We start from the raw sequence: 17,119 nt of genomic DNA, 5'->3' as shown, positions 1-17,119 counted from the left end.
CGGCGCCGATGCCGTGTGCATTGATGATGCATTGTTAACCATGATTCCGGACCACAACCACTTGACACAGAGCGTTTGGGGGTGGGGTCGGTGCGTTTCGCCAGGTCGTCTAAGTCTGGCGATGGAATTTGGTGCAGCGGGGAACAATTTCGCTTGGTCAAACCGGTGACCTGGGTATGAAGGGAAATCGAGTCCAGCAAGGTTTCGCCTATAAGATGGCCTGGTAGTGTGCCACGGTTTGGTGGCAGTCAGAATCGAGAAGCGACAGTGAGGACGTAAACACCGTGGCGAAGATGCTGTTTCGGCTTGGGCGCTGGTCATTTCTGCATAAGTGGAAGGTGATCGTGGCGTGGCTGTTGCTGCTCGGCGCCACGGCGGCGGGGGCGTTTTCGCTGATGAAGCCGTTTACGTCGGAGTTTCCGATCTCGGGGACGCCCGGCATCGAAGCCCTCGAGGACATGGAGCGGCACTTCCCGGGTGAGGGGAACGTGGCGACGGCGCCCGGGGTGAATTTGGTGTTTGCGGCGCCGGAGGGGCGTCGATTAGATGAGCCGGAGTTCATGGCGGGGATGGACGCGACGGTCGGCTACATCGAGGAGCACCTGGAGGGGCTGACGGGGACGGACAGGTTTGGCAACCCGGTGCATGTGAACCGGGAGCTGGGGGAGATGATCGTCGGGCAGATGACGCAGATGGGCCTGCCTGAGGAGCAGGCGAAGCAGGACGCGTACTACCTGCGGATGGTGTCGGACGATGGCCGGATTGGGTACACCACGTTCGAGTTTGGCGCGGAGTCTTCGATGACGGTGTCGGAGGAAGAGCGCGCCGTGGTGAATGAGGCGTTGGAGATCGGCCGAGAGGCCGGCCTGCGGGTCGAGGCCGGTGGTGCCGGGTTCGGGGATCCGATCCAGATTAAGACGACGTCGGAGATGGTGGGGCTCGCGGTGGCGTTTGTGGTGCTGATTGTGACGTTTGGGTCCTTGGTGGCGTCGACAATGCCGATTGTGAGTGCTGTTGTTGGGGTGGGCATTGGTGTGCTGGCGGTGCTGATCACGACGCATTGGGTGGAGCTCAATGAGGTCACGCCGGTGCTGGCGGTGATGATCGGCCTGGCTGTCGGTATTGACTACGCGCTGTTCATCCTGTCGCGGTACAGGCAGGAGCGGCAGACGCTGGACGCGCCGGAGGCGGCGGGCCTGGCGGTGGGCACGGCCGGATCCTCGGTGGTGTTCGCTGGGGTGACGGTGTTCACGGCGCTGGTGGCGCTCTCCTTGGCAGGTATTGAGTTTTTGACGTGGATGGGCCTGGCGGCGGCGCTGACGGTGCTCATCGCGGTGCTTGTGGCGTTAACGCTGCTCCCGGCGTTGCTGGGGGTGTGGGGTGATCGCTCGTTTGGTGGGAAGTTGCCGTGGTTCGCGGGCAACCCTGGCCCGGGCAAGAGGCCTGGTCGCGACTTGTCGGCGAAGTCGGTGGGCCGGTCCTGGGTGAACGTGGTGCGCAGGTTCCCGGTGGTGGTGATGACGGTCGTCGTGCTGGGGCTGGGTGCGCTGGCGTCGCCGTTGCTGCAGCTGGAGATGGCGCTGCCGTCGGATACGACGTCGAACCTGGACACCACGCAGCGTAAGTCGGCGGACCTGATGGCGGAGGGCTTCGGCCCGGGGGTCAACGCGCCGTTCCTCCTGGTTGTCGACGCCACCTCCGTCAACCCGGACGCGGAGATGCTGCAGCCGTACATGGCGATGATGCCGGACGAGGCCGGTGGGCGCGCGCAGAAGGCGGCGCTGGCGTCGTTTCTGTACGCGGTGCAGGAGGCCAACAGCGTCAACGGGATCGAGCACGCGCAGCTCGTCGGCGCGAATGAGGACATGACGGCGGCCCGGATCCTGGCCACCCCGAAGGGCGGTCCGGAAGAGGAGTACACGCTGGAGGTGGCGCATGCGCTGCGTGCGAACAATGTCCAGGTGGAGGATGCGACGGGGACGTCGATAGGCCTGACGGGTCTCACTGCGGTGCAGATGGACATTACTGAGGAGCTGGGCGACGCGATGCCGCTCTACCTGGCGATTGTGGTTGGGCTTGCGATCATCCTGCTGATCCTGGTGTTCCGCTCCATCCTGGTGCCGGTGGTGGCGGGCCTTGGCTTCCTGCTGTCGGTCGGCGCGGCGTTCGGTATGACGGTGGGCCTGTTCCAGCTCGGCTGGGGCGGACTTGTGAACACCCCCGGCCCGATCCTGTCATTTATGCCGATCTTCCTGATCGGCGTCACGTTCGGCCTGGCCATGGACTACCAGGTCTTCCTGGTGACCCGCATCCGCGAGCGCTACCTGAAGTTGCGCCGCGCCGGCGACCCGGAGGCGGAAATCAAGGCGGTGCGCGAGTCCACCGTCGAGGGCTTCGTGCAGGGCGCGCGCGTGGTCACGGCCGCAGCAGTCATCATGATTGCGGTGTTCGTGGCGTTCATCGACCAGCCGTTGCCATTCATCCAAATCTTTGGCTTTACGCTCGGCGCCGCCGTATTTTTCGACGCCTTCTTCGTCCGCATGGCGCTCGTCCCCGCTACGATGTTCATCCTGGGCCGTTCCACCTGGTGGATGCCGAAGTGGCTGGACAAGGTGCTGCCGGAAGTTGACGTGGAGGGCACCGAACTCGAAGCCGAATTCCACCCCGAATCACTGGAGCACGCATGACCGACGACCTTTCCTTCGACCTGAACACCACCCTGTATGACGCGCCGGGTAAGCATGGGCGCACGGGTGTGATCCATACGCCGCACGGCCCGATCCAGACCCCCGCGTTCATCCCGGTGGCCACGAAGGCCACGGTGAAGACGCTCACCCCGGAGCAGATCCACCAGACCGGTGCGCAGGCGATCCTGTCCAACGCCTACCACCTGTACCTTCAGCCGGGTCCCGACATCGTCGATGAGGCCGGGGGCGTCGCCGCCTTCGAGAATTGGGACGGCCCGACCTACACGGACTCGGGTGGCTTCCAGGTGATGAGCCTGGGCGTCGGCTTCAAGAAGGTCTTGGCCATGGACACCGCCGGGCTCACCGACAAAGACATCCGGGCCGAGAAGCGTAAGCGCATGGCGATGGTCGACGAAGACGGCGTCGACTTCAAGTCTGTCATCGACGGTTCCAAGCACCGCTTCACCCCCGAGGTGAGCATGCAGATCCAACACCAGCTCGGCGCCGACATCATGTTCGCCTTCGACGAGCTCACCACCCTCGTGGATACCCGCGACTACCAGGAGCGTTCCGTGGAGCGCACCCACCGCTGGGCGAAGCGCTGCCTCGACGAGCACCACCGCCTCACCGAGGCGCGCACGCACCGCCCGAAGCAGTCACTGTGGGGCGTGGTGCAGGGCGCCCAGTACGAAGATTTACGACGCCACGCCACCCGCGGACTGCTCGACCTCGACCGGGAGGCGCGCGAGGCCGGCCGACGCGGCTTCGGCGGGTTCGGCATCGGCGGCGCCCTTGAGAAGGAAAACCTCGGCACCATCGTCGGCTGGGTCACTGACGAGCTGCCCGTGGACAAGCCGCGCCACCTGCTGGGCATCTCCGAGCCGGACGACATCTTCACCGCCGTCGAAGCCGGCGCCGACACGTTCGACTGCGTCGCGCCGACGCGGCTTGGTCGCCGCGGTGGCGTCTATACGCTGGACGGACGCATGAACCTGATGAACGCCCGGTTCAAGCGGGACTTCTCCGGCGTCGACGAGGAGTTCGGCGGCTACGTCTCCGAGAACTACTCGCGCGCCTACATCCACCACCTGCTCAAGGCCAAGGAGTTCTTGGCGGGGACGCTGTGCACCATGCACAACCTGGAGTTCATGATCCGCCTGGTGGACAACATCCGCCACGCCATCGATGCCGGGGAGTACGAGGCGTTCCGCGACGAGTTTATGGGCAGGTACTACGCGGGGAAGTAGGTGTTTCTGGGGGCTAGAGGCTCTTATAGGCGTTAAGCTAGAGCGCATTTCGGGGGACAAGGGGGTATATTGTCTGATCAACTTTGGCGTGTCGAGGTTTTCGATGGTGGAAACTTTCATCGTTTTTACAAACGCCTGGATGAAGTGGAACGAGCAGTCACGGACGCAGCAGTCCAGTATGTCTTAGCGCCGCTGGGGATTCGCATCTGTGAAAGCGAATGGGGCAAAAGCCTTGGTAGGGGGCTGTTTGAACTTCGAATAAGAAGAAGCATCGACACAATTCTTCGCGAGCATGGGCCCTCGGGAGCAGCTGATCGGGTGCCAAAACGTTGGTGGAAGAAACGCGTATTGATCCGTGTCTACTGCACTTTTCACGGCGATAAGATCGTTCTGTTGCTGGGTGGGTACAACAAACTGCGTGCGCCAAGTAGCAAGCAAGAACAGAAGGAGATTCGAGCTGCAAGGGCTGCGTTGGAGCAGTGGAAGCGTGACCAACCCTCTTGATCTTATGTGCTGTAACACATAAGATCAGGGGTATTGAATCAGCAGATGAAAGGTGTGGGAATGGGGACTACAGCATTTGAAGAATTCGTAAAACCGTATCGGGAAGCAGCTTCACCAGCTGCTGAGATCGTGCGAGATGCTGCTGCTCGTGCGTTTGCTTCCGAGATTGCAGACCGAAGGGCAGTGGGTGCTGCCCTGATGGCAGCGAGGAAAGAACGTGACGCAACGCAGCAAGAGGTTGCAGATTCCGCTGGGATCCAGCAAGCCGAGTTGAGCCGCATTGAAAACGGGCTTGGTAACCCGACTGTTGACACTTTGCTCAAAGTGCTTGCGGCCCTTGATCTCAGATTGGTGTTCGAGCCAGCTCCTAGCGCTGGCTCTGGGCGTTAGCTTCGCAGCTCCGCATGCAGTTCCTGCTCGCGGCGGCGTACCCACGCGATGGTCGGGTACGTGATCGGGAGTAGGACGACTTCGAGCAGGGTCTTCCATAGGAAGCCCACGACGACGTAGTTGATGAACTGACCCGGCGTTTCGATGCCGATGACCGCCGCTGCGATGGCGCAGAACAGGAGGGTATCGGCGAACTCGCCGACGATGGTGGAGCCGATGAGGCGTGCCCACAGGCGGTCGTGTCCGAACCGGTCTTTCATTTTCTGCAACACCCACGCGTTGAGCAGCTGGCCTGCGATGTAGCCGGCCAGGGACGCCATGACGATGCGCGGCATGAGGCCGAGGATCGTCGAGAAGGGTTCTTGCATGTCGTAGAAGTCGGCGCCGGGGAGCCAGATGGCGATGTAGAAGGACACGACGGCCAGGATGGCGATGCCGAATCCGGTGAAGATCGCCCGGCGGGCGGCTTTGAATCCGTAGACTTCGGCGAGCACGTCGCCGAGGACGTATGCAAGTGGGAAGAGGAAAAAGGCGCCGTCGGTGATGAATGGTCCGAGGGCGACTCCCTTCTGTGCTGTGATGTTGGAAATGAGGAAGACGGCGCAGAACACAGATACCAGTACAGGGTAAAGCGATCGCGCAAAAGTTTCTTGGTTTGTCACGGCTACATATCCTATACACATGAATGCTGGACGGTATGCACCTTCTCCGAGTGGGGATCTCCATTTTGGCAATCTGCGGACGGCGCTGCTGGCGTGGTTGTTCGCGCGTCGGAGTGGGCGGCGTTTTTGGTTGCGGGTGGAGGATGTTGATTCGGAGCGTTCGTCGGAGGCGGCGGGGCGTCGTCAAATAGAGGACTTGTTGGCGCTGGGCCTTGATTTTGATCCGCCGGTGGTGTGGCAGTCGCAGCGTTCGGCGTTGTATGAGGCGGCGTTGTCGCAGCTCCCGGTGTATGAGTGCTACTGCACGCGCCGCGAGATTCGGGAGGCGGCGAGTGCGCCGCATGCGCAGCCTGGGATGTACCCGGGCACGTGCAGGGATTTGAGCGAGGAGCAGCGAGCTTTTCGACGCCACCAGCTTTCGCAGCAGGGCCGCATGCCTGCCCTTCGCCTGCGTGCTGATGTGCGGGAGTGGACGGTTCGTGACTTCTTTGCCGGGGAGGTGACCGGGCCTGTCGATGACGTGGTGGTGCGCCGCGGTGGCAACCTTACGCAGGCGCAGGCGGGGGACTGGGCGTATAACTTGGCGGTGGTCGTCGACGACGTGGACCAGGGGGTTGACCAGGTGGTTCGTGGGGATGATTTGTTGATGTCGGCGCCCGCGCAGGCGTACATGACGCACTTGTTGGGCGGGCAGGAACCCGAGTATGTGCACGTGCCGCTGGTGCTCAACGCGGAGGGCAAGCGGCTGGCGAAGCGCGACGGGGCGGTGACGTTTGCGGAGATGTCGCAGCGCATTGGGGTGGATGGCGTGGTGCGGGCGCTGGCGGAATCGATTGGGTGCGCAGGCGCTGGGACGGCGCAGGAGATCCTTGAGCGCTTTGACCCTGAGAAGCTCTCAGCGGATCCTTTCGTCTGGACAAATACACCCGAGCGGGGGTAACCGCTGGTTGAATAACATGCATGTGATGCAAATATTTTGACGACAACTGTGCAGGTCCGGGCGTTTGCTGAAAATAAACTGTCAAAAGTACTTGAAACTTCTTAAAAACCGTTCATGATGAATGGATAGCACAAATAACACACAGTTGCCTTTGAGGGGAGTTTCAGAATGCGAAATCGTAGAATGTCAGCCACTGTGGTGGCGCTGGCGCTGGGGGCGTCCGCGCTCGTGGTGCCACAGGTGGACGCGCAGAGCGCCGAAGAGAACCGATGCCACGACGTGCTGAGCGCGAACACCTTGTTCCCGCACCAGCACGTTGGTGCCGTGACTACGCCGAACGAGGGCTCGTTTGAGACGGGCACCCGCGTTGTCAACGAGCAGGGCCAGGTTGAGGTGTACTACTGGGTCAGCCTCCACGGCGACGGCGAGCACGCTGTGGACTCGATGGTTTCCGAGCTGCGCATGAACCAGACCGGCATCTCTGATTTCGAGGAGACCTTCACCCTTTCGGCGGTGTCTGTAGGGGAGACTATCCCAGGAGCGGTGCGTTCCGGCGAGGGTAGCACCACCAATATGGACCTGAAGGTCACCGGCACCGCGCACGTTGAGCCGGTCGAGCTGCACCTTTCGGAAGGCTCCCCGGTGGTGTCCGCGAAGGTCACCCTCGAGGACGTGAAGGACATCAAGGAAGGCGAGACACGCACGTTCGCGTGGGTCGCCCGAAGCGTAGGCAACGGCTACGAGAACTTCCCGAACCGCCTGGGCTTCGAAGCCCGCAACATCGCCGAGGTTGACCTGCTGCCGGTCCCGGCAGAGAACGCGCAGTGCTTCCCGCTGCAGGCGGCTCAGGACGAGGTGCCGGTTGTCACCGCGAACGGCAAGGAGTTTGCGACGAACATCCAGGTCACCAACGGTGCTGGGGAAGATTACGCTCGCGTGATTGCTGTCGTGACGCGAAACGGTAAGGCTGTCGAGGGCGCGAATGCGCGCGTCGATAAGGATGGCCGCGTGCATGTCACCCTGCCTGTCGGCGGGACCGGCGAAATCGACAACGAGAAGCCGGAAGCGCTCCAAGTTGAGGTGTACGCCACCCCGCGCGATGGCTCCGACCAGCTCAACCTGCGGAAGTACAAGGACAACGCCAAGATCGGCGAAACCTTCCAGCTCAAGACCCAGCAGTGGGCCCCAAGCTACGGGAACGAGAAGACCTCCCCGGGCAAGACGGCAACCGTCGCGTTGAATCCGGGCAGCCCGAAGTACCCTGACGGCACCACCTTCGAGGTTATCGGCGCTACCCCAAGCAGCGAGGCTCGCCCATGGGACGTCACTCTGGAAGAGGGCAGCAACGCGCTCAAGGTCACCGCGCCGATGAGCGCGCGCCTGGAAGACACCGTGACCGTGCAGGTCAAGGCCACCTACCCAGACGGATCCCACGACGTGCTGGAGTCCGTGGTCGGCGTTGACACGACCCTGGCGCAGGAGCACACCCCTGGCTACGACGTGATGATTACCCGCCCATCCGTCACAGTGACGCTGCCGCAGGTCCGTGACCAGGAGCTGCCGGCCGACACGACCTTCAAGATCGCCCCTGACCAGCAGCTCGGTGATTGGACGGTGGGCGTCGATAAGCGCACCGGCGAGATCACCGCAACGCCGCCGGCGAACGCCCGCGACGGCGAAACGAAGACCATCAACGTCGAGGTGACCTTCCCAGACGGCTCCACCAAGGTCGTACCGGGCACCGTCATCGTCAGCGCGCCGCCGCAGGCACAGAACCCAGACGCGTACTACCTGGCGGAAACCACCCGCCCAGGTGTCGAGGTCACCGTGGACGCCCCAGAGTTCAGCGCTGATGCGCCGAAGGGCACCACGTTCACCATCCATGACGCCTACGAGGTCCCGAAGGGCTGGAAGGTCAACGTCAACGAGGACGGCTCCGTTACCGCGACCCCGCCCGCCGACGCCAAGCCAGGCGACCGCATTGTCGTGCCTGTCCAGATCACCTACCCGGATGGTTCCTCGATCACTCGCCCAGCAGTCGTCGTAGTTGTCGACGACGCCCCCAAGGGCACCAACGACGTCCAGTTCCCACCGAAGCCGACCAAGCCGGGCACCGTCGTAGTTGTCACCCCGAAGGGTGGCACCGAGGGCTCCACCTACGTTGTCGAGCAGAAGGACATCCCTGAAGGCTGGACCATCAACATCGACGAAAACACCGGTGTCGCGCACGTCACCCCGCCTGCCGACGCCAAGCCAGGCGACTTCGGCGTGATTAACGTGCAGGTCACCGACCCGAACGGCAACACCATCACGCGCCCAATCGTCGTGACCGTCATCGACGACCCGGCCGCACCCGTCGACCCGAACCCGGCCACCCCGTCCGCCCCGGACCAGAACTACGCCCCGAAGCAGACCAAGCCGAACCAGACCGTGACCGTCAACCCGACGCCACGCGCGCCGGGCGGCACCGCCTTCGTCATCTCGCCTGAATACAAGGCGCCGAAGGGCTGGAAGGTCACCGTCGGCGAGGACGGCTCCGTCACCGCCACCCCGCCTGCCGACGCCAAGTCCGGCGACTACACCGTCGTCCCAGTCGACATCACCTACCCAGGCGGCCAGAAGGTCACGCGCCCAGCAACCATCCTGGTTGTTGACGACGCCGACACCCCCGAAGGCCAGCCACCAGTCGACTACAACCCTGGCCGTACCAAGGGCGGCGTCACCGTTGTCGTGCCGCCAAGCACGCAGCCTGACGGCGCGACCTTCAAGATCGTCGACGGCTGGAAGGCGCCGGAAGGCTGGAGCGTCACCATCAACGACGGCGGCTCCGTCTCCGTCACGCCACCTGCCGACGCCAAGCCAGGCGAGCAGGTCGTCGTCCCGGTAGAGGTCACCTACCCAGACGGCAAGACCGTCACCCGCCCAGCCATTGTCACCGTCGGTGGCGACACCCCGCCAACCGCGGCAGGTAAGGACACCCCTCCAACCATCGAGGTCACCCCTAAACCAGGCTCCACGGAGAAGGTTGTGGTCACCCCGGGCACGCAGCACATCGTGATCAACGTGCCAGGCGCCAACATCGGCGACCTGAAACTGCCCGACGGGTGGACCGCTAAGCGTGAAGGCGACAAGGTCATCATCGTCCCACCAGCTGAGCGGACCCCGGACCCCAAGGGCTTCGACATCACGATCCCAGGCCGCGAAGGCGACGTCACCGTCCACGTCGTTGTCCAGGGTGAAGACCAGCCGAAGACCCCAGGCAAGAGCTCGACCGATGACCTGCAGCGCTGCTTCGCCGACATGTCCTCCCACGGCGGGCCACTCCTGTGGCTCATCCCGCTCGGGTTGGCAGTCGCCGTCGGCGCGCCACTCATCGCCGCAATGGGCCCAGAGATCAGCGCCTCCGCGCGCCGTGTCTCCGAGCAGATGAACATCCCGAACCCGTTCGGCAACTTCGGCGACAACCGACCTGACTTCCTGAAGCAGCTCGACGTTGAAGCCGCCCGCCTGAACGCCAAGTTCGGCCCGCAGGCCACCGAAGCCCTCGGCGCCATCGCAGCGGTCACGCTCGGCATTGGTGCCCTGGCCGGCCTGCTCTCCCTGTGTGCCCCAGGCGAGAACGGCGCAGCCAACAAGATCCAGCAGAGCTCCAACGAGGGCTCCTCGCTCGGCGACTTCCTCGGCCGGAAGCCATCGACCACGGCACCTGCCACGACCTCGACGGCAGCTCCCACGACCTCGGCTGAGCCGACCACCCCTAAGGAGAAGTAGCTCCTCTGTAAACAACCCCGCGACCTGTGAGTTGGGTCGCGGGGTTTTGTCGTGCTGGACCCGCGCACCAAATTCCCTCATACGGTCGGCGCGACCTGGGGAAATGCTTTGGCGACTTTTCAAAATGCCGGATTTTGGTGCGCAACTACCCTCCTCGCGCACCACATTCCTGGGTTTTCGCGGGACGGATTGGAAAAATCAAGGTCACTGGCAGCCGGTGGGGGAATTTGGTGTCTCCGTGCGTGGTGTGAGTGCCAAAGGACGCAGTTCTTGTTGGGGGATGGGGTAAAAGCCCAGGTCGTGAAAAGTGGGTTGCGTCCTTTGGCACTCGGGTGATGGGTAGTGCACCACATTCCCTCACGAAGTGGGCGCGACCTGGGGAAACGCTCGGTCGCTACCCCGGAAACAGAGAATGTGGTGCGCAATCCAAACGCGAATGCAAAAACAGCGCACCCGGCGAAAACTTCAACCGGATGCGCTGTCAAAAAGCGCGGAGGATGTGGGATTTGAACCCACGAGGGTCGTGAAACCCGCACGCGTTCCAGGCGTGTGACATAGGCCGCTAGTCGAATCCTCCTAGTTGCGACACATCATGCGTCGAGGGACTACTTTAACCCATCCCCCCAGGTTCCGACAAAACGCCTGCGCAGTCAATGTTTTGCAACGCCTAAAGCTTCAGGCTAGAGTGTTCTGCAGGATCTCACGCGGTGCTCATCTCGTGAACTCCCCCAGGGCGGGAACGCAGCAAGGGTAAGCGGGCGCTGGCAGGTGCGTGAGGTCCCCTTTTTTATGGGGTAAAACTGGGGAAAAACCGTCGCGCGGGGTGGGGTGTCGCTAGTACGATGATGGGTCGTTAGTAGATACGCCGACGTACTCGAATAGGACACCAAGACATTGAACACCCCGTTGAAAGAACTAGATGCTGAGCAGCTTGCAAGCCTGGCTGCTGAGTTGCGTGAGCAGTACAAGCAGCTGGAGGAGACCAACATGGCGTTGGATCTCACGAGGGGGAAGCCCTCGGCGCGCCAGTTGGACTTGGCGGACGATCTGTTGGCCCTGCCGGGTGTGGGGAATCACCGTGACGCCTCGGGCGTGGATGTGCGTAATTACGGTGGCTTGACGGGCATTTTGCAGTTGCGTGAGTTGTGGGCCGAGGCGCTCGGTATTGATCCGAAGCTGTTGGTGGCGGGAGACTCGTCGTCGCTAAATATTATGTTTGACCTGGTGTCCTGGGCGTACACGTTTGGGACGAATGATTCGCCGCGGCCGTGGGCGGATGAGCAGCGCGAGCACGCGATTAAGTGGCTGTGCCCAGTGCCCGGCTATGACCGCCACTTCACGATTACGGAGCGCTTCGGCTTCGAAATGATCACTGTCCCGCTGCTTGAGGACGGTCCCGACATGGACGTCGTGGAGGAGCTGGTGAAGGACCCTGCTGTGAAGGGCATGTGGTGCGTGCCGGTGTTCTCTAACCCGACGGGCGCGGTGTACTCGCAGGCGACCATCGAGCGCCTGGCGGCGATGGAGACGGCCGCGCCGGACTTCCGCATTGTGTGGGACAACGCGTACGCGGTACACACGCTGACGGATACGTTCCCGGTGAACGCGGACGTGCTTGCGCTGTCGGCGAAGGCGGGTAACCCGAACCGGTTCTGGTACATGTCGTCGACGTCGAAGATTACGCACGCGGGCTCGGGCGTGGCGTTCTTTGCCTCGTCGGAGGAGAACCTGGAGTGGTACGAGTCGATCGCGAATGTGCGTGGTATCGGCCCGAATAAGGTGAACCAGTTGGCGCACGCGATGTACTTCAAGGACGCGAATGGTGTGCGTGAGGTGATGCGGAAGCACGCGGAATCGCTGGCGCCGAAGTTCGAGGCTGTGCTCGGCGTGCTGGAGAACCGGCTCGGGGGCACGGGCGTGGCGTCTTGGTCGACGCCGAAGGGCGGTTACTTCATCTCCCTGGATGTGATGGACGGGACTGCGACTCGCGTGTGGGAGCTGGCGAAGCAGGCCGGCATCAGCCTGACGAAGGCGGGGTCGGCGTTCCCGAAGGGGGAGGACCCGAACGACCGCAATATTCGCCTAGCGCCGTCGATGCCGCCACTGGAGGATGTCACGCGGGCGATGGACGGCGTGGCCACGTGCGTGTTGCTCGCGGCGGTGGAGAAGCTCGGCGCATGACGGGCGACGACCTCGCCGCCTGGCTTGCCTCGGTGTTTCCGGGGATGCAGCTTTCGCTTATCGACGCCCGCGCCGCCGCCACCGCTGAACTGGACGGTTCGAACGTGGCGGTCACCGCCGGGTTCAGCGGCACCGATTTGGGCCTGGTGCTGGCTGACGATGACGCCACCAAAGTGGTGTGTGAGGTGATGGCGGTGGGGGACGTCGAGAAGCAGGTGCTTGCCGAGACCGTCGTGGACGCGACCCGCGAGCTTGAGCGCCTTGGAGTGCCGGGGCAGCCTGGCGTGCTGCTCGAGGGGCTGCTGGTGGACGCGCCGGGCACCGTGCGGCATGGGCTGCTGCGGGAGCCGGAGGTGTTCGCGCAAGGCACCCCGATGGTGCGAGAGCCGGGCCGGATTACGCTGCTTCTGGAGCTGATTGCGCTCACCGATGAGGAGTTCGGGATCGCCTCCGAGCAGGGCTATCCGGTGCTGGAGCGGCGTCTGCGCAGGCGTGGCGTGGATGTGAAAGATTGGTGCCGGGAAGAGGGCTGATCGTCTACACTTGGCGCCGTGGCTCTGTACCGGAAATATCGTCCTGCAACGTTTGGTGAGCTGGTTGGGCAAGACCAGGTGACTGTGCCGTTATCGAACGCTCTCGACAACGGGCGCATCAGCCATGCGTACCTGTTTTCGGGGCCGCGGGGGTGTGGCAAGACGTCCTCGGCGCGCATCCTGGCGCGCTCGTTGAACTGCGTTGAGGGGCCGACATCCACTCCGTGCGGCAAGTGCGCGTCCTGTGTGTCGCTGGCGCCTGGTGGCACCGGGAACCTGGACGTGATGGAGCTCGACGCCGCCTCCCACGGCGGTGTCGACGACATGCGTGAGCTGCGCGAACGTGCCATGTTCGCGCCTGCGGAGTCCCGCTACCGCGTCTTCATCATCGACGAGGCGCACATGATTTCGCCCTCCGGCAACAACGCCCTGCTCAAGATTGTGGAGGAGCCGCCAGAGCACCTCATCTTCATCTTTGCGACGACGGAGCCGGAAAAGATTCTTGGCACGATCCGTTCGCGTACCCACAATTACCCGTTCCGCCTGCTGACCCCGCAGGCGATGCGCCACCTGTTGGAAAACATTGTGGCGGAGGAGGGGGCGCACGTCGATGAGAACGTGTACCCGCTGGTCATCCGCGCTGGAGGCGGGTCGCCGCGCGACACGCTGTCGGTGTTGGACCAGCTGCTGGCGGGCGCCGGCCCGGACGGCCTGACCTACGAGATGGCGCTGCCGCTGCTCGGGGTCACGGACCTCACGCTTCTCGACGCCGCCATCGACGCCCTCGCCACCAAGGACGCCGCGGCGATGTTCCACACCATCGACAAGGTGATCGAGTCCGGCCACGAGCCGCGCCGTTTCGCCCTCGACCTGCTGGACCGGCTGCGTGACCTGCTGCTCATCGTCACCGTGCCGGATGCCTTCGGCGAAGGGCTTGTCGACGCCCCCGTCGACCGCGCCGAAATACTCCGCGCCGAAGCGCAGCAGTTCCACCCGTCGACGCTGGCGGCGCTCGCGACCGAGGTCAACGATCGGATCGGCGACCTCCGCGGCGCGACGTCCCCGCGCCTGTTGTTGGAAGTGATGATGGCGCACCTGCTCACGATGGGCGACCGCCCGGCGGTCTCCTCGGCTACCGCAGCTGCACCGGCGCCTGCTGTGCCTGCGCAGGCGGCCCAGCCTGCCCAGCCGGCCCCGTCGCAGGGTGGGGGAGCCGCGGCCGCTGCGGCTGCTGCGGCCAGGATCGCGGAGCGCCGAAAGGCGCAGAGCGCGCCAAAGCCTGAGCCCAAGCCCGAGCCTGCAGCGAAGCCTGAGCCCAAGCCCGAGCCGAAGCCTGAACCGAAGCCGGTGCCGCAGCCACCCGCGGAACCCGCAACGCCACCGAAGCCGGAACCAACCCCGGCACCGAAGCCGACACCAGAACCGGCGCCTGCACCTGCGGAGGACCTCCTCGAGCGCGTGCAGCGTGACTGGATGAAGCTGCGCCAAGCTGTGGGCAAGCGCAACCAGGTCGCCGAAATCATGCTTGCCGAGGCAAAACCGCTCTCCCTCGACAACGAAGACGGCCAGCCCACGCTGCTCATCGGACACAACACGGGTGCCCTCGCGGAGCGCCTCAACGCCGACAACAACAACGCGGACATCGTCGCGGTGTTCTCCGAAGCGCTTGGCACCAAGGTGGCCGTGCGCTGTGTGGTGGGCACGAAAGGGGCGAAGGGGGCGTCGAAAAGTGAAGCAACCCCAAAACCCGCAGCGCAGCAGCCCACTGACTGGCGGGCGATAGCGAAAGCCGCCGGGCAACGCAGCGCGCAACAGGAGCGCCGCGAGCACGAAGAAGTCCCGCCGCCGCCCGAACCATTCCACGAAGACGCCGGATGGGAACCGCCACCGCCGCCGCCCGAGCCCTACAGCCAAGAGGACGAAGAGCGCGACATGGTCGACCAGGCCGAGGCCGAGTCGGCGACCTTCGACCGTCGTGACGCCACCGAAGTTGCCATGGACCTGCTTGCCAGCGAACTTGGAGCCAAGCCCTTGTAAGCATTCAGGAACCACCGGGTACACTGGTGAGCAAATTAGACAAAATCACTGACACGAAAGGGTGTTACGCACCATGACCCAGCCAAATATGCCTCAGGACATGCAGGAACTCATCCGCCAGGCAGCCGAGGTGCAGCAGGCGCTGCAGCAGGCACAGCAGGAGCTGCTCAGCACCACCGTCACCGGCACCGCTGGCGGCGGCCTGGTCACCGTCGTCATGACCGGTGGCGCAGAGATCACCGACCTGCAGATCAAGCCGGAGGCTGTTGACGCCGACGACGTCGAGACGCTGCAGGACCTCATCCTCGCCGCATACCGCGACGCCCACAACAAGGCCGGCGAGCTGGCACAGGAGAAGATCGGCCCACTGACCGGCGGCGCAATGCCACAGGAGGCTCCTGGTGGTCAGCAGCCTGCACCTGGTGAGATTCCGTTCGGCGGCATCATCTAAACCCACCCGCTTGAACGCCTGGCACTTCGCCAGGCGTTTTGTGTTGTAAAGGACCCCCATGTTCGAAGGACCGCTCCAAGACCTTATCGACGAGCTCTCGCGCCTCCCCGGCGTCGGACCCAAGTCCGCGCAACGGATCGCCTTCCACCTCCTCCAAACCGAGCCCGAAGATATCGACCGCCTCCGCGCCGCCCTCGCCGGCGTCCGCGACGGCGTGACGTTCTGCCGCATCTGCAACAACGTCTCCCGCGAAACGGTCTGCCGCATCTGCGCCGACTCCGGCCGCAAAAAAGACCTCATCTGCGTCGTCGAAGACGCCAAAGACATCCAGGTCATCGAACGGACCGGCGAGTTCAACGGCCGCTACCACGTGCTCGGTGGGGCACTCGACCCACTCGCGAACGTGGGCCCCAAGGACCTCGCCGTCACGCCCCTGCTGAAGCGCATCGGCGGCGTCCTTCCCGACCTCGACGGCGACGACGCCCCCCAAATCACCGAAGTCATCCTCGCCACCGACCCCGACACCGAAGGCGAAGCCACCGCCTCCTACCTGGCCCGCCTGCTCAAGGACTTCCCAGATCTGACCGTCTCCCGCCTGGCCTCCGGCATGCCGCTCGGCGGCGACCTCGAGTTCGTCGACGAGCTCACCCTCTCCCGCGCGCTCTCCGGGCGGCTCACGTTGTAGGAGGTGCTGTGCACCAAATTCCCTCACTGACCCTAGGTGGCAGGCTGGTTGTGGGCCAGAACCCGAAGGAGGTCCGCACCCATGTCCCCACACGATATTCCCCCGCTGATCCCCAAGCCACCAGAGAAGGATTGGGCCGATTACAACACCAACCCCGACCCCGGCAGGACTCGTAAACGTCGGCGTGCAAGCATGCTTTCTGCACGCGATGTGCTGGCGTTGCCGACTGTCACCCTTGCACCCGGTGCCACGCTTTCCGATAGTGAGTTGGTCATGCCGGATGCTGCGGCAGTCGTGTTTATCCCCAACACTGAATGCTCATGTACGGTAAAGAAGCAAGCAACCGAAAACAATAGATAGACCGCCAGCACTACACTATTCCGAACCAAAGACCAAAAGATAAGCATTTTGAGAAAATCTAAACTTTTGGATTTTCCTACAATGCCGACTACGGCGGAATCCCTCCCACTCCTTATATATTTCTTTCTGTATACATTGAATTTGTATTTAGTAAAATGCAGACAACACCACGGATCGGCTTTTGGCTGGACAATTCCAACCAAACACCGCAGCAGACAGTAGAAACCATTCTGAACGTTAGGAAGCCGGTATGATTGTTACATATAAGGGGAAGAAAAATTTCTTTTAGATACTTGTTTTCCTAAAACTGATGTGATATAATAATTCAATTCCAGAAAAGGAGTAAAAAATATGCGGCAAGGTATTCTTAAATAAAACTATAATCAAATAGTGGGAACAAAGGATTATGATAGTCCCTTTTGTAGGGGCTTAGTTTTTTGTACCCAATTTAAGAATACTTTTGCCTTATCAATTTTGACATATCCCCAAAAACAGCACTCACAAACAGGTGTATGCTGTATATGTGTATGTCCGCAAATTATCATCCCCAGTGGTAAAAGTATTTTACTGCTGGGGATTTTTATGCCCTTCGGGGGGTTAAGCGACAAAATGTGTGTCTGCTATCGGCGTGTCGCGGGGTTAGATGTGGCCTTTTTGGATGCCGATTGAGT

The 17,119-nt window shown here is 62.7% G+C and carries 13 protein-coding genes, 1 tRNA gene and 1 other RNA gene; 13 read left to right on the top strand and 2 right to left on the bottom strand.

The window, feature by feature from the left end; genetic code table 11:
- Positions 1–284 precede the first annotated feature (284 nt).
- From KBX14_RS10895 to KBX14_RS10880, 4 genes are all read left to right on the top strand, one after another.
- Positions 285–2,687 carry an MMPL family transporter gene (locus tag KBX14_RS10895; protein ID WP_256042545.1) on the top strand — a complete coding sequence of 801 codons (2,403 nt, stop codon included), beginning with the start codon at positions 285–287 and terminating at the stop codon, positions 2,685–2,687.
- Positions 2,684–3,934: a tRNA guanosine(34) transglycosylase Tgt gene (tgt, locus tag KBX14_RS10890; RefSeq protein WP_070477262.1), complete on the top strand. Its 1,251-nt coding sequence runs from the start codon at positions 2,684–2,686 to the stop codon at positions 3,932–3,934. Before KBX14_RS10895 ends, tgt begins: the two co-directional genes overlap by 4 nt.
- Before the next feature lie 69 nt (positions 3,935–4,003).
- Positions 4,004–4,438 carry a hypothetical protein gene (locus KBX14_RS10885; RefSeq protein WP_141742150.1) on the top strand — a complete coding sequence of 145 codons (435 nt, stop codon included), beginning with the start codon at positions 4,004–4,006 and terminating at the stop codon, positions 4,436–4,438.
- A gap of 60 nt (positions 4,439–4,498) precedes the next feature.
- Entirely contained in the window at positions 4,499–4,828 is a 330-nt protein-coding gene (locus KBX14_RS10880; RefSeq protein ID WP_168161602.1) for a helix-turn-helix domain-containing protein, read from the top strand.
- On the opposite strand, the gene KBX14_RS10875 is transcribed toward KBX14_RS10880, so the two are convergent.
- Positions 4,825–5,511, bottom strand: a complete 687-nt coding sequence (locus KBX14_RS10875) for a queuosine precursor transporter (RefSeq protein ID WP_070477264.1) — start codon at positions 5,509–5,511, stop codon at positions 4,825–4,827. The genes KBX14_RS10880 and KBX14_RS10875 overlap by 4 nt on opposite strands.
- Between KBX14_RS10875 and gluQRS the strand changes: the two genes are divergently transcribed.
- Positions 5,510–6,430, top strand: a complete 921-nt coding sequence (gene gluQRS, locus KBX14_RS10870; RefSeq protein ID WP_071573452.1) for a tRNA glutamyl-Q(34) synthetase GluQRS — start codon at positions 5,510–5,512, stop codon at positions 6,428–6,430. The genes KBX14_RS10875 and gluQRS overlap by 2 nt on opposite strands.
- A gap of 168 nt (positions 6,431–6,598) precedes the next feature.
- Positions 6,599–10,201, top strand: coding sequence for a YPDG domain-containing protein (locus KBX14_RS10865; RefSeq protein WP_256042544.1), 3,603 nt, complete (start codon positions 6,599–6,601; stop codon positions 10,199–10,201).
- Between the two features lie 491 nt (positions 10,202–10,692).
- Here the strand turns inward: KBX14_RS10865 and KBX14_RS10860 are convergent.
- Positions 10,693–10,778 (bottom strand) — tRNA-Ser (locus KBX14_RS10860).
- A gap of 114 nt (positions 10,779–10,892) precedes the next feature.
- Between KBX14_RS10860 and ffs the strand changes: the two genes are divergently transcribed.
- From ffs to KBX14_RS10825, 7 genes are all read left to right on the top strand, one after another.
- Positions 10,893–10,991, top strand: an RNA gene (gene ffs / locus KBX14_RS10855) — signal recognition particle sRNA small type.
- Between the two features lie 104 nt (positions 10,992–11,095).
- Positions 11,096–12,382: an aminotransferase class I/II-fold pyridoxal phosphate-dependent enzyme gene (locus tag KBX14_RS10850; protein ID WP_256042543.1), complete on the top strand. Its 1,287-nt coding sequence runs from the start codon at positions 11,096–11,098 to the stop codon at positions 12,380–12,382.
- Positions 12,379–12,915 (top strand): hypothetical protein, encoded by a 537-nt coding sequence (locus KBX14_RS10845; RefSeq protein ID WP_256042542.1) that lies wholly within the window; start codon positions 12,379–12,381, stop codon positions 12,913–12,915. Before KBX14_RS10850 ends, KBX14_RS10845 begins: the two co-directional genes overlap by 4 nt.
- Before the next feature lie 18 nt (positions 12,916–12,933).
- Positions 12,934–14,952 (top strand): DNA polymerase III subunit gamma and tau, encoded by a 2,019-nt coding sequence (locus KBX14_RS10840; RefSeq protein ID WP_256042541.1) that lies wholly within the window; start codon positions 12,934–12,936, stop codon positions 14,950–14,952.
- A 73-nt stretch (positions 14,953–15,025) separates the two neighbouring features.
- A complete protein-coding gene (locus KBX14_RS10835; protein ID WP_070363280.1) occupies positions 15,026–15,403 on the top strand; it encodes a YbaB/EbfC family nucleoid-associated protein in 378 nt (125 codons plus the stop codon).
- Between the two features lie 58 nt (positions 15,404–15,461).
- Positions 15,462–16,088, top strand: coding sequence for a recombination mediator RecR (recR, locus tag KBX14_RS10830; RefSeq protein ID WP_256042540.1), 627 nt, complete (start codon positions 15,462–15,464; stop codon positions 16,086–16,088).
- An 81-nt stretch (positions 16,089–16,169) separates the two neighbouring features.
- A complete protein-coding gene (locus tag KBX14_RS10825) occupies positions 16,170–16,448 on the top strand; it encodes a hypothetical protein (protein ID WP_005391230.1) in 279 nt (92 codons plus the stop codon).
- Positions 16,449–17,119: the final 671 nt, after the last annotated feature.

This window comes from Corynebacterium sp. CCUG 61414 (assembly GCF_024453945.1).
GTDB lineage: Bacteria > Actinomycetota > Actinomycetes > Mycobacteriales > Mycobacteriaceae > Corynebacterium > Corynebacterium pseudogenitalium.
The sequence above is the reverse complement of the archived record's forward strand: the minus strand, read 5'-3'. Positions and strand labels throughout refer to the sequence as shown.

Bases quoted from the DNA above. Each gene is read 5' to 3' on its own strand.
- KBX14_RS10880 (WP_168161602.1), top strand. From the start codon at position 4,499: ATGGGGACTACAGCATTTGAAGAATTCGTAAAACCGTATCGGGAAGCA.
- recR (WP_256042540.1), top strand. From the start codon at position 15,462: ATGTTCGAAGGACCGCTCCAAGACCTTATCGACGAGCTCTCGCGCCTC.
- KBX14_RS10875 (WP_070477264.1), bottom strand. From the start codon at position 5,511: ATGTGTATAGGATATGTAGCCGTGACAAACCAAGAAACTTTTGCGCGA.
- KBX14_RS10845 (WP_256042542.1), top strand. From the start codon at position 12,379: ATGACGGGCGACGACCTCGCCGCCTGGCTTGCCTCGGTGTTTCCGGGG.
- KBX14_RS10825 (WP_005391230.1), top strand. From the start codon at position 16,170: ATGTCCCCACACGATATTCCCCCGCTGATCCCCAAGCCACCAGAGAAG.
- KBX14_RS10865 (WP_256042544.1), top strand. From the start codon at position 6,599: ATGCGAAATCGTAGAATGTCAGCCACTGTGGTGGCGCTGGCGCTGGGG.
- gluQRS (WP_071573452.1), top strand. From the start codon at position 5,510: ATGAATGCTGGACGGTATGCACCTTCTCCGAGTGGGGATCTCCATTTT.
- KBX14_RS10835 (WP_070363280.1), top strand. From the start codon at position 15,026: ATGACCCAGCCAAATATGCCTCAGGACATGCAGGAACTCATCCGCCAG.
- tgt (WP_070477262.1), top strand. From the start codon at position 2,684: ATGACCGACGACCTTTCCTTCGACCTGAACACCACCCTGTATGACGCG.